The following is a 12,024-nucleotide window of genomic DNA, read 5'->3' as shown; positions in this document are numbered from 1 at the left end:
CCGGCTTTTCCTTAGAACAAAACCCATTCCGTACGGGCGCAGCCGGAAATGCGGGATAGTTCAAGCCGCCACGGCTCAGCCCGCATAACGCAGACACACCGCCCGCAAGCCCTCCGAAACAAGCCATGACACAATTGCCGTTTCTCATGATTTAAGCAATTTCAGACGGCCTCCCGCCCCGAAAACCCATGAGGCCGTCTGAAATTGCGGTTTTCAGACGGCCTGTTTACAATGCCGCCTCCGTTTTCCCTCTCCCGCCCCGCCTTATGCACAACACACCAGACACCCCGCAAATGCTCGCCTCCGTCGATTTGGGTTCCAACAGCTTCCGCCTGCAAATCTGCCAAAACCACGGCGGCCAGCTCCAAGCGGTCGATTCCATCAAAGAAATGGTGCGCTTTGCCGCCGGACTGGACGAACAGAAAAACCTCGACGAAGCCTCGCAGCAGCGCGCCCTCTCCTGCCTGTCCAAATTCGGCGAACGCCTGCGCGGCTTTGCCCCCGAACAAGTCCGCGCCGTCGCCACCAACACCTTCCGCGTTGCCAAAAACATCGGCGCGTTCATCCCCAAAGCCGAAGCCGCCCTCGGCTTTCCCATCGAAGTCATCGCCGGACGCGAAGAAGCCCGCCTCATCTACACCGGCGTGATCCACACCCTGCCCCCGAACGGCGACAGAATGCTGGTGGTGGACATCGGCGGCGGCTCCACCGAATTCGTCATCGGCTCCGAAGCACAGCCCGCCCTCACCGAAAGCCTGCCCCTGGGCTGCGTTACCTACACCATGCGCTTTTTCAAAAACAAAAGCGGCGAAAAAGAATTTCAGACGGCCATTACCGCCGCCCGCGCCGAAATCCAGCGCATCGCCCAAACATACAAGCGCACCGGCTGGGACTTCGCCGTCGGCACCTCCGGCTCCGCCAAATCCATCCGCGACGTACTGGCCGCCGCCGCCGGCAACACCGCCGAAACCATTACCCACGCCGGCATGAAAAACCTCATCCGCCGCATTGCCGCCGCCGGCAGCGTCAGAAAAGCCAAACTCGAAGGCCTCAAGCCCGAACGCATCGAAGTCTTCGCCGGCGGCCTCGCCGTCATGGCCGCCGTATTTGAAGAACTCGGCGTGCAAACCATGAACGTAACCGATGCCGCCCTGCGCGACGGCGTGTTCTACGACCTCATCGGCCGCAGCCTCAACGAAGACATGCGCGAACAAACCGTCGCCCTCTTCCAAAAACGCTACCACGTTTCCCAAAGCCAGGCCGAGCGCGTTGCCCGCACCGCCGCAATCCTCCTCGAAAGCCTGTCGCAAAACACCTCCGTGCAAGAACTCACCCACTGGCGGCAATACCTGCGCTGGGCGGCCAAACTCCACGAAATCGGCATCGACATCGCCTACACCGCCTACCACAAACACACCGCCTACATCCTCGACCAGGCCGACATGCCCGGCTTTTCCCGCAAGGAGCAGCAAATCCTCTCCGCCCTCGCCCTCGGCCAGCGCGGCGACCTGCGCAAAGTTGCCGACACCATCGCCGCCAGCCCCATGATGGCGCACGCCCTTTTCGCCCTGCGCCTCGCCGTCCTCCTCCACCGCGCCCGCCTCCCGCTGACCCTGCCCCAATTTACCCAACTGCGCAGTCCGGATGCCAAAACCTACATCCTGCGCATCAGCGGCAAATGGCTTGCCGACAACCCCCTCACCGCCGGCACACTGGCCGAAGAAAGCCAGCAATGGGCCAAAGCAGGCATCCGTTTCGACATACAGGCCGTCTGAAAACCGCCAACCGGCCCACCCCAAAGGCAACACCGTGAACGAAGAAACCGACTACACCCTCAACCAAATCCTCCACGCCGCCTTCACCGCCCACGGCTGCCGCGTACGCGAAGAACACGGCAAACTCATCCCCGATCTCAAAATCCCCGCCGCCTTCGACACCCTCGCCCACATTACCGGCCGCCGTCCGAACGCCGTCATCACCCGCCTCGACGTAGAAACCACCCTCCCCGACGGCCGCAGCCTCTACGAAGCCTACGGCGACATCGGCGCAACCGTCGAAGAAGCCCTCAGCGGCAACTGGGAAAACTTCCAGGAAAGCGCGTTCCACACCCTCCTCAACGCCCTCGACGGCAAACACGGCACCGCCGAACGCTGGACACTGGGCGGCATCCCCTTCCATGCCCACGCCGGCCCCGCCCTCCTCAAATACGCCGGCGAAAAACCCGCCCTGCCCGCCGACGCGCTGCACACCGCCATACGCGAAGCCCTGCACCGCATCCGCCCCGAAAAGCAAATCCACTTCGTCCGTTTCTACTACAGCCAGAGCGCAAACCAAACCGACTGCACCGAATTTCTGCTCGACAACCAAAGCCACCCCGCCGCCGAACAAGCCCTCGCCCGCCTCGACTGGCCCGAGCGCAGCCACTTTTACAGCCTGCGCCGGTTCATCGTCCTCGTCCCCGAAGAAGAGGCCGTCTGAAAACCGCAATACGTTTTTCAGACGGCCTTATGTTTTTTCTATTCCGCCAAACACTACAGCCCGCAGAAAACGCGTGCGCCGCTTTGGCGACACACCCTACCGAACGGCAACATTGCCCCCTCTCGCCGAACACTCCGCAGGGCGTGTGGCACAGCCACGCACGCGTTCGCCGGTGCAGAGGCCGTCTGAAAACAAAAGAATTGTTTTCAGACGGCCTCTTCCCTCCTTCGCAAACATTGACCCGCACCCGCAAAACACGGATAATCCGCCGCTTTCGTCCGCAAGAGCGGGCCAAACCGAATCCGCCGCCGAGCGCGGCCCTGTTAGGAGGTGATGTTGCCCCCTGCGGCGCGTAACCCGCCCTGCCCCACACGGCAAAAAGCGTTACACGACACCCATCCCGTGCGCCGCCGCCCTTTTTCGGGCAGCCGCACAAATTTCAATTTTTTAAGGAAACAAAATGCCCGTAATCAAAGTAAAAGAAAACGAACCCTTCGAAGTTGCCATGCGCCGTTTCAAACGCGCCATCGAGAAAACCGGCCTGCTGACCGAGCTGCGCGCCCGCGAAGCCTACGAAAAACCCACCACCGAACGCAAACGCAAAAAAGCCGCCGCCGCCAAACGCCTGCAAAAACGCCTGCGCAGCCAGCAGCTTCCCCCGAAACTGTACTAAGCCCGGCCTGCAATTGCCGCTTTCCCACCGCGCCGCCGCAAACGGCGCGGTTTTTGCGTTTATAATCCGCCCTTTCCCCACCTCCGCAAGGAAACGAAAATGAGCCTGAAACAGCAAATCAACGAAGACATGAAAACCGCCATGCGCGCCAAAGACCAGCTTGCATTAGGCACCATCCGCCTTATCAACGCCGCCATCAAGCAATACGAAGTGGACGAACGCGCCGAAGCCGACGATGCAAAAATCACCGCCATCCTCGGCAAAATGATCAAGCAGCGCAAAGACAGCGCGAAAATCTACACCGAAGCGGGCAGGCAGGATCTGGCCGACAAAGAAAACGCCGAAATCAAAGTGCTCAACCGCTACCTGCCCGAAATGCTTTCCGCCGAAGCCGTGGCCGCCGAAGTGGCCGCCGCCGTAGCCGAAACCGGCGCATCCTCGCCCGCCGACATGGGCAAACTGATGGGGCTGCTGAAAACCCGCCTCGCCGGCAAAGCCGACATGGGCGAAGTGAACAAAGCCGTCAAAGCCGCACTCGCCAAATAAGCGCGCCGTATCGTCAAAGACAGGCCGTCTGAAAAGCGGGCGGCACACGCCGCTGCGGCAGCGGCCGCATTCCCCGCTGCACACGGCCCGCCCGAACCCGTTTTCCGAATGCCGTTTTCAGAAAGGAAGCCGCCATGCGCCAATCCTCGCTGTTTTTTCCCCTGCTGCTGATTACCGTCGGCGCGGCCTGGTTTCTCAAAACCACCGACATCCTGCCCGCCACTTCCACCATGATTGCCATCGGCCTCGCCGCATTCGGCATCCTCGTGCCGCTGACCGACGGCATCAACAAACAGTCCGTCGTGGCCGGCCCCCTCCTGATCTACTGCGGCGCGGCGGTCTATCTGCACAGCGAATATCAGACCGCCCTTTCCCCGCTTACCGCCTTCGGCATGATGGTGCTCGGCTGCCTGCTGCTGCTCTCGCGCAGCAGCCTGATTCCCTACAAAACCGTCAAACAGCCGCCGCAGTAAACACCCGACATCCGCACCCGTTCCCCAAAGCCGTCCGTCCCTTTTCAGACGGCCTCATCCGGGCCGCCCTCCCGCCTGTGCGGGCAGGCGCGGCCTTCATGCTAAAATGCGCCCCCTTTTGTCCCGCACACACGAATACGCCATGAGCAACACCCGATACAGCGAATCCAGCATCACCGTACTCAAAGGCTTGGAGCCGGTTAAAGAACGTCCGGGCATGTACACCCGCACCGACAGCCCCACGCACATCTGCCAGGAAGTCATCGACAACGCCGCCGACGAAGCACTCGGCGGCTTTGCCGACCGCATCGACGTAGAAATCCACGCCGACGGCTCGCTCTCGGTGCGCGACAACGGGCGCGGCATCCCCACCGGCATCCACCCCGCCGAAGGGCTGCCCGTAATCGAACTCGTGTTCACACAGCTGCACGCGGGCGGCAAGTTCAACAAAAAAAGCGGCGAAGGCGCGTATTCCTTTTCCGGCGGCCTGCACGGCGTGGGCGTATCCGTAACCAACGCACTCTCCACCCGCTTGGAAGTAACGGTCAGACGAGAGGGCAAAATCCACCGCATCGCGTTTTCCGGCGGCGAGGTCATCGAGCCGCTGCACGAAACCGGCAAATGCGCCGCCAAAGACAGCGGCACCGAAGTGCGCGTATGGCCGGACGGCAGATATTTTGAAAGCCCCCATTACAGCATCGCCGAACTCGAACGCCTGTTACGCGCCAAAGCCGTGTTGCTGCCGGGCGTAACCGTATCGCTCACGCGTCCGGCAAAAGGCGCAGACGCGCCGCAAACGCAAAGCTGGCACTATCCCGACGGCCTCAAAAGCTACCTCACCGACCTCATCAGCGAGGCGCAGGAGGCTGTGCCGCTGTTTTCCTGCGCCAACTACCTTTCAGACGGCCAAAGCGGCGATTTTGCCGCCGGCGAGGGCACGGCCTTTGCGCTCACCTGGCTCGAAGAGGGCGCGTGTACCGGCGAAAGCTATGTCAACCTGATTCCCACCCCCTTGGGCGGCACCCACGAAGCAGGTTTGAAACAGGCCGTATTCCAAGCAGTAAACAACTTCATCAACCTGCACAACCTCCTGCCGCGCGGCGTGAAAGTGCAGAGCGACGACGTGTTCGGCAAAGTAGCCTTCGTCCTCTCGGCCCGCGTGCTCGACCCGCAGTTCCAAGGACAAACCAAAGACAAACTCACCAACCGCGACGCACTCAAACTCGTGGCCGCCGTATCGGGCGACCCGCTCGAACTGTGGCTCAACCAAAACGTCGAATACGGCAAAAAAATCGCCGAACTGGCCATCCGCCAAGCACAGGCGCGGATGCGCTCGGTGAAAAAAATCGAAAAGAAAAAAGGCAGCGGCGTGGCCGTATTGCCCGGCAAACTCACCGACTGCGAAAGCGAAGACATCCGCGAAAACGAGCTGTTTCTGGTGGAGGGCGATTCGGCCGGCGGCTCGGCCAAGCTCGCCCGCGACAAAGCCACCCAAGCCATCCTGCCCCTGCGCGGCAAAGTGCTCAACAGCTTTGAAATCCACCCCGACCAACTTTTCGGCAACGCCGAAATCCACGACATTTCCGTCGCCATCGGCGTTGACCCGCACATGCCCGGCCAAGAAGCCGACCTCTCCGGCCTGCGCTACGGCAAAATCGCCATTCTCTCCGATGCCGACGTGGACGGCTCGCATATCCAAGTCTTGCTGCTCACCCTGTTTTACCGCCATTTCCCCAAACTCGTTTCAGACGGCCATATCTACGTTGCCCAACCGCCGCTGTTTCGCGTGGACGTAGCCGCACAAGGCAAAAGCAAACCCGCGCGCAAATTTTACGCACTCGACCAAAACGAGCTGGACGGCATTTTGGAGCGTCTGCAAAAAGAAGGCGTACCCGAGGGCAAATACGCCATCAGCCGCTTCAAAGGCTTGGGCGAAATGAATCCCGACCAACTCAAAGACACCACCATGCACCCCGACACCCGCCGCCTGCTGCGCGTTGGAATCCCGGAAGGCGCAGGCGAAGAAACCTACGATATTTTCGTCAAACTCATGGGCAAAGGCGAAGCCGCCGCCCGCCGCGCCTGGATGGAACACGAAGGCGGTACTGCCGCAGTCGATATTTAACGTCTGAAAACCCAAACAGGCCGTCTGAAAATCCGAATATGGGTTTTCAGACGGCCTGTTTGGGTTTTATCCCCTCCACCGCCTGCGGGGGAAGGTTAGGGTGGGGCTTTGGCTGCTTGTCCGGCATTTGCGGCGCAGCGGGCAAAGCGGCTCTGCGCACCGCCGCCCTCCCCGGCCCTCCCCCGCGCGGGCGCAGGGGAGGGAGCGCGGGTTTGCGGCTGCTTTTGCGGTTTTCAGACGGCCTCTGTATCGCGGGAACGCGTGCGTGGCTGCGCCACACACCCTACGGAGGATTCCGCACGGCAGTTCGGCAGTTCGGGTAGGGTGTGCCGCCCGAGCGGCGCACGCGTTCTCTGCGGACGGCGGCTTTGGCTGATTAGGAAAACATGAGGCCGTCTGAAAAACGTATTGCGGTTTTCAGACGGCCTCATGTTTTTGTATCCCCTCCCCCGACTGCGTAGAAAGGAATGGAACGCGTGGGCTGCCTAGCGTTTGTCTGCTTTGGCGGAAAGATAGTTGCCCGCGCTTTGGATGACGATGACGATCAGGCTGAGCAGGGCGACGACTTCGGCCATTACGTCGGGCATATAACGCTGGTGGCCGTAGCGGATGCCCAAGTCGCCGATGCCGCCGCCGCCGATCAGGCCGGCGGCCGCGCTTTCGCCGAGGATGGCGATCAGCAGGATGGTGATGCTCAGAATCAGGCCGGCGCGGGCTTCGTTCACCAATACTTTGAAGACGATGGTCAGCGGCTTCGCCCCCATGGCCTGCGCGGCTTCGATTACGCCTTTGGGCACTTCGTTGAGGTTTTGTTCGACCAGGCGGGCGAAGTAGAAGGAGGCGGCGATGGAAAGCGATACGGAGGCGGCCAGGGGGCCGAAGGAGGTGCCGACGATGGCGCGGGTGAGCGGCATCAGCACAATCATCAGGATGACGAAGGGGAAGGCGCGCATAAAGCTCACCAGCCAGCTTACCGTGCGGTTGAGGCCTGGGCGGGCGAACACCTGGCCGGGGGCGGAGGCAAACAGCCAGATGCCGAGTGCGCCGCCGATTACGATGGCAACAGCGGCTGATACGCCGACCATAATCAGGGTCTGCCCGATGGCTTTGTAAAATTCGGGCAGCAGGCGTTGCAGGTTTTCCAGGGCGTTGGCGTTCACAGTTCCTCCGAGACGAGTTCGCGGCCGATGGCGGTTTCGGCGTGTATTTGGCGGTTTTCCACGCAGGCCACTTCCAGCAGGCGGCCTTGGTCGAGCAGGGCGGCGCGGCGGCACAGGCGGCGGATGACGCTCATTTCGTGGGTTACGATGACGATGGTTACGTTGAAGCGGCGGTTGATGTCTTCGAGGCATTCGAGCACGCTGCGGGTGGTGGAGGGATCGAGGGCGGAGGTGGGTTCGTCTGCGAGGATGACTTTCGGGTTCGGCGCGAGGGCGCGGGCGATGCCGACGCGCTGTTTCTGCCCGCCGGAAAGTTGGGCGGGATAGTGGCCGGCGCGGTCGGCAAGGCCGACGATTTCAAGGCATTGGTATACCCGTTCGGCGGTTTTTTCAGACGGCCATCCGGCAATTTCCAGCGGGAAGGCGACGTTGCCGGCCACGGTGCGGTTGGCGAGCAGGTTGAACTGTTGGAATACCATGCCGATGTTTTGGCGGGCTTTTCTCAATTCGTCGGCACTCATGGCGGTCAGTTCCTGCCCGCCGACCAGTACCCGGCCGGTATCGGGGCGTTCCAGCAGGTTGATCAGGCGCAGCAGGGTGGATTTTCCCGCGCCGGAATAGCCCATCAGGCCGAAAATTTCGCCTTCGCGGATTTCGAGGCTGGTGGGATGAACGGCGGCAAACGATGTTTTGTCGCGGTTTTGATAGTGTTTGGAGACTTGGTCGAGGATGATCATGATGCGGTTTGTCTAAAAAACAAAGCCCGATGTGCGGCACAGCGGGCGGTGTGGTTTGCGGGCGCGATTAAACGGCAAGCGGTGGAAAATGTCAAACGCCGGAGCCGTGTGCGCGGGCGTTGCGCCGCACCCGGGCGGCAGAGGCCGTCTGAAAACACGGATTGCGCGTTTTCAGACGGCCTCTGCCGATGGCGCGCGGGCTTTATTTCATGGCGTTGGCCAGCGAGTCGATATTGTGGCGCATCATGCCGGTATAGGTGTCGGCGGGCGGGGTTTTGCTCAGTGCGTCGGAGTAGAGCTTGCCGCCGACTTTGCTGCCGGATTCTTTGGCGATGCGTTCGATCATCCGCGAGTCTTTGATGTTTTCGGCAAACACGGCTTTGATGCCTTCCTGTTTTACCTGGCGGATAAGGGCGGCAACCTGTTTGGCGGAGGGCTCGGCTTCGGTGCTGATGCCCTGCGGCGCGTAGAATTTGATGTTGTAGCGGCGGCCCATATAGCCGAAGGCTTCGTGACCGGTCAGCACTTTGCGGCGGGCGGCGGGCACGGCATCAAAGCGGCCTTTGGCATAGGTGTCGAGCTGTTGCAGCTCTTTGCCGTAGCTTTGCAGACGCTGGCTGTAATAGGCTTTGTTTTGCGGATCGGCTTTGATGAAGGCTTCGGCAACATTGGCGGCATATTTCTGCATCAGCGAGGGATCGCTCCATACGTGCGGGTCGTATTTTCCGTGGTGGTGGTGGTGTTCGTGGCCGTGATCGTGGTCATGGCCGTGTTCGTGGTGGTCGTGATCGTGATCGTGGTCGGCTTCGATGGCTTTGATGCCGGCGGCAGCTTCGGCATAGGGGATTTTGCTCTGCTTGACGGCGCGGGTCAGTTCGCCGGATTCCAAACCGAGGCCGTTGAGCAGCACGAGTTTGGCGGAGCGGATTTTTTTGATGTCGCCGCTGTTGAGGCGGTAAACGTGCAGATCCTGATCCGCGCCAATCAGGCTGGTTACGGCCACTTTGTCGCCGCCGACCTGTTTGGCCACGTCGCCGAGTATGCTGAAGCTGCTGACGACGTTTAAAGGCTCGGCCTGTACCACGCCGGCCAAAATCAGGGCGGCGAAGGCGGGTTTCCAATGTTTCATAGTTTGTCCTTTCTGCTTTGCTGGAAAAATGCGGCAGTAAAAAAGCCGCCGCGGTTGGTTAGAATGTTTTGTGGCGGCTGCCGCGCAGCCATTTGGCCAGCAGGCCGCCTTCGCTGCCGAACAGCACCGAAAAGGCGTACCAGCCGCCGCAAAAAAGAATAATCGAGGGGCCGGAGGGGATTTCCACATGATAGGAAAACAGCAGTCCGAACAGCCCGCACAGGAGGGCAAACAGCACGGCAAGCAGTATCTGCCCGCCCATGCCGCGCACCCACAGCCGGGCGGTGATGGCCGGTATCATCATCAGGCCGACGGCCATCAGCGTACCCAAGGCCTGAAAACCGGACACCAGGTTCATCACCACCAGTACGAGGAAAATCAGGTGCCACAGCCCGCCTTTGCCGTTTACCGCCTTTAAAAACAGCGGGTCTATGCTTTCCAGCAGCAGCGGACGGTAGATAACCGCCAGCGTAACAATCGTGATGCTGGCAACGGCGGCCACCAGCGTCAGCGCGGGCAGATCCACGGCGAGTATCGAGCCGAACAAAAGGTGCAGCAGGTCGATGTTGCTGCCGCCCATGCTCACCAGCAGCACGCCGACGGCAAGGCTGCTCAGGTAGAAGGCGGCGAAATTCGCGTCTTCCTTCAAGTCGGTAAAACGGCTCACCAGCCCGGCCAGCAATGCCATCACCATGCCGGCGGCAAAACCGCCCGCGCTCATCGCCGGCAGGCTCAGGCCGCCGAGCATATAGCCCACCGCCGCTCCGGGCAGCACGGCGTGTCCCAGCGCGTCGCCCACCAGGCTCATGCGCCGCATCACGAGAAACACGCCCACCGGCGCGGCACTCAGGGCAAGGAACACCACCGAAGCCAGCGCGTAGCGCATGAAGTCAAACTCGGCAAACGGCTCAATCAGCCATTCGTATAAAGAGATAGTCATATTTGCTTGTGCTTTTTTGTTTTCAGACGGCCTTTGGATGCGCGGCCGCCTGTGCTTCCGTTTGCGGGAATAAAGAGCGGGGCGGCGGACGGGCTGCCGCAAACGTTTTCAGACGGCCTCGGCTGCGGTTTGAGGCCGTCTGAAAACGCGGTTACCGAATACGGATGCCTACTTGTACAAGGCTTTTGTGCCTTCAAAGATTTGCAGGGCGGCGGCACAGGAAGCGGCGGCGCATTCCTTCATCGTCAGCACGGCGGTGTAGCGGCCGTTTTTTTCCGCCTTCCAGGACAATTCCGGTTCTTTGGTCGTGCGCGGGTCTTGCTTGACCAGCAGGCCGTTGATGCTGTCTTCGTCGATCAGGTCGAGATATACGCCGCTGTCGTACAGTTTGAGAGACATATTGCCGCAGCCCGAGCCGCAGCGGCCGGCGATGTTGTAGGTTCTGCCCGCCGTGAAACGCACGATGCCGGTGATTCTCTCCCTCGGGGCGAGCTTGGCCTCCTCGGAGAGGATTTCGCGTGAGCCTGCGCCTTCGCTCTTTTGGTATCGGCGGACGGCATCCTGCGCCTGCGAAACTGCACTGGCTGCCCCATGCTGCCCGGAAACGTTTTTTTCAGCGGCTTGCGCGCTGCTTTTCCCGCCGTCGGCATGGGCGGCGGCACAGGCAAAGAATGCGGCAAACAGAAGGACGGATTTTTTCATGATGCTTTCCTTTTTATCGGGGAGGGCGGACAACACTCCGCATGGACACTTTGCAGCGGGAAGAAGGCCGTCTGAAACCGTTTTCAGACGGCCTGAAATGTTTATGCGGCACACCATTGCGGATAATCGTGCTTCTGCATGGCGGCGGCGGCCTGTTGCAGGCAGCTTTCGGTCAGCACTTCCTCCGTTTTGCCCGCCATGATTTTTTCCCGCGCAATCAGCAGCGTGTTGGGAAAATAGGCGCGCACCTGTTCGTAGTCGTGCAGCACGGCGATAACGGCCTGTTTGTCGCCGTTGCAGCGGCGCAGCACGTCCAAAAGCGCGTAGGTCGTTTGCGCGTCCACCGCGTTGAAAGGCTCGTCGAGCAGCAGGAATTTGGCATCCTGCGCCAGCATCCGCGCAAACAGCACGCGCTGGAACTGGCCGTTGGACAAATGGGCAATCTGCCGGTCGGCCGCCCCGTCCATCTCCACCCGCCGCAGCGCGTGCATCACGCGCTCTTTCTGCGCCGCACTGACCCGGCCGAAAAAGCCGATTTCATACCACAGCCCCATCGCAGCCAGCTCGAACACCGTCATCGGCTGGCTGCGGTCGATGTCGGCCTGCTGCGGCAGATAGGCAATGTCGCGGCGGCTCATGCCGTGCCACGACACTTTGCCTGTGGAGCATTCGAGCAGGCGCATCACCGCTTTGAGCAGGGTGGACTTGCCCGCGCCGTTGGGGCCGAACACCGCCCACATCGAGCCTGCTTCAAAACAGATGTCCACATGGTGCACCGCCGGCTTCTGCCGGTAGCTCACCGTCAGGTTTTCCACCGCAATCATCACAAAGCCGCCCAGAAATAAACGCCCCACACCACGGCCAAAGCCGATGCCGCCAGAAGCAGCCGTTGGAGCAGGCCGCACAATAATATATTCATAAACACCTGCGCCGTTCTTGTCGCGCCGCCTTTTCAGACGGCCTGCCGCCCGTTCGGGCGAAAAGTGCGCATGATACGGTGTAACATTATTCTTGTAAACCAAACCGCCGTATAATCGCCCGTTTCCCCGATACGGGCCGTC

Annotated in this window: 12 protein-coding genes; 6 read left to right on the top strand and 6 right to left on the bottom strand. The window is 60.9% G+C overall.

The features are described from left to right. Window positions 1-266: 266 nt before the first annotated feature. From ppx to DYE40_RS05545, 6 genes are all read left to right on the top strand, one after another. Window positions 267-1,775, top strand: coding sequence for an exopolyphosphatase (gene ppx, locus DYE40_RS05570; RefSeq protein WP_115308090.1), 1,509 nt, complete (start codon window positions 267-269; stop codon window positions 1,773-1,775). A 34-nt stretch (window positions 1,776-1,809) separates the two neighbouring features. After that, a complete protein-coding gene (locus tag DYE40_RS05565) occupies window positions 1,810-2,478 on the top strand; it encodes a DUF6348 family protein (protein ID WP_115308089.1) in 669 nt (222 codons plus the stop codon). A 460-nt stretch (window positions 2,479-2,938) separates the two neighbouring features. Beyond that, window positions 2,939-3,151, top strand: a complete 213-nt coding sequence (rpsU, locus tag DYE40_RS05560) for a 30S ribosomal protein S21 (protein ID WP_115308088.1) — start codon at window positions 2,939-2,941, stop codon at window positions 3,149-3,151. A gap of 99 nt (window positions 3,152-3,250) precedes the next feature. Further along, a complete protein-coding gene (locus DYE40_RS05555) occupies window positions 3,251-3,697 on the top strand; it encodes a GatB/YqeY domain-containing protein (protein WP_115308087.1) in 447 nt (148 codons plus the stop codon). 134 nt (window positions 3,698-3,831) lie between these two features. Beyond that, the gene (locus DYE40_RS05550; RefSeq protein ID WP_115308086.1) at window positions 3,832-4,170 is read left to right on the top strand and encodes a hypothetical protein; all 339 of its coding nucleotides are present in this window, start codon (window positions 3,832-3,834) and stop codon (window positions 4,168-4,170) included. Between the two features lie 142 nt (window positions 4,171-4,312). Then, window positions 4,313-6,295 carry a DNA topoisomerase IV subunit B gene (locus tag DYE40_RS05545; protein WP_115308313.1) on the top strand — a complete coding sequence of 661 codons (1,983 nt, stop codon included), beginning with the start codon at window positions 4,313-4,315 and terminating at the stop codon, window positions 6,293-6,295. Between the two features lie 485 nt (window positions 6,296-6,780). Here the strand turns inward: DYE40_RS05545 and DYE40_RS05540 are convergent, their stop codons facing one another. From DYE40_RS05540 to DYE40_RS05515, 6 genes are all read right to left on the bottom strand, one after another. Further along, a complete protein-coding gene (locus tag DYE40_RS05540; RefSeq protein WP_115308085.1) occupies window positions 6,781-7,455 on the bottom strand; it encodes a methionine ABC transporter permease in 675 nt (224 codons plus the stop codon). Next, window positions 7,452-8,192 carry a methionine ABC transporter ATP-binding protein gene (locus DYE40_RS05535; RefSeq protein ID WP_115308084.1) on the bottom strand — a complete coding sequence of 247 codons (741 nt, stop codon included), beginning with the start codon at window positions 8,190-8,192 and terminating at the stop codon, window positions 7,452-7,454. Before DYE40_RS05535 ends, DYE40_RS05540 begins: the two co-directional genes overlap by 4 nt. 202 nt (window positions 8,193-8,394) lie before the next feature. Continuing rightward, on the bottom strand, window positions 8,395-9,321 hold the full coding sequence (locus DYE40_RS05530) for a metal ABC transporter solute-binding protein, Zn/Mn family (RefSeq protein WP_115308083.1): 927 nt from the start codon (window positions 9,319-9,321) through the stop codon (window positions 8,395-8,397). Between the two features lie 58 nt (window positions 9,322-9,379). Then, window positions 9,380-10,261: a metal ABC transporter permease gene (locus tag DYE40_RS05525; protein ID WP_425311276.1), complete on the bottom strand. Its 882-nt coding sequence runs from the start codon at window positions 10,259-10,261 to the stop codon at window positions 9,380-9,382. Window positions 10,262-10,429: 168 nt separating this feature from the next. Then, window positions 10,430-10,963, bottom strand: a complete 534-nt coding sequence (locus DYE40_RS05520) for a hypothetical protein (protein ID WP_115308311.1) — start codon at window positions 10,961-10,963, stop codon at window positions 10,430-10,432. A 101-nt stretch (window positions 10,964-11,064) separates the two neighbouring features. Beyond that, a complete protein-coding gene (locus tag DYE40_RS05515) occupies window positions 11,065-11,790 on the bottom strand; it encodes a metal ABC transporter ATP-binding protein (protein ID WP_115308082.1) in 726 nt (241 codons plus the stop codon). Between the last annotated feature and the right edge of the window lie 234 nt (window positions 11,791-12,024).

The organism is Kingella potus (genome assembly GCF_900451175.1).
GTDB lineage: Bacteria > Pseudomonadota > Gammaproteobacteria > Burkholderiales > Neisseriaceae > Neisseria > Neisseria potus.
The sequence above is the reverse complement of the archived record's forward strand: the minus strand, read 5'-3'. Positions and strand labels throughout refer to the sequence as shown.

Bases quoted from the DNA above. Each gene is read 5' to 3' on its own strand.
- ppx (WP_115308090.1), top strand. From the start codon at position 267: ATGCACAACACACCAGACACCCCGCAAATGCTCGCCTCCGTCGATTTG.
- rpsU (WP_115308088.1), top strand. From the start codon at position 2,939: ATGCCCGTAATCAAAGTAAAAGAAAACGAACCCTTCGAAGTTGCCATG.
- DYE40_RS05555 (WP_115308087.1), top strand. From the start codon at position 3,251: ATGAGCCTGAAACAGCAAATCAACGAAGACATGAAAACCGCCATGCGC.
- DYE40_RS05550 (WP_115308086.1), top strand. From the start codon at position 3,832: ATGCGCCAATCCTCGCTGTTTTTTCCCCTGCTGCTGATTACCGTCGGC.
- DYE40_RS05545 (WP_115308313.1), top strand. From the start codon at position 4,313: ATGAGCAACACCCGATACAGCGAATCCAGCATCACCGTACTCAAAGGC.
- DYE40_RS05535 (WP_115308084.1), bottom strand. From the start codon at position 8,192: ATGATCATCCTCGACCAAGTCTCCAAACACTATCAAAACCGCGACAAA.
- DYE40_RS05530 (WP_115308083.1), bottom strand. From the start codon at position 9,321: ATGAAACATTGGAAACCCGCCTTCGCCGCCCTGATTTTGGCCGGCGTG.
- DYE40_RS05525 (WP_425311276.1), bottom strand. From the start codon at position 10,261: ATGACTATCTCTTTATACGAATGGCTGATTGAGCCGTTTGCCGAGTTT.
- DYE40_RS05520 (WP_115308311.1), bottom strand. From the start codon at position 10,963: ATGAAAAAATCCGTCCTTCTGTTTGCCGCATTCTTTGCCTGTGCCGCC.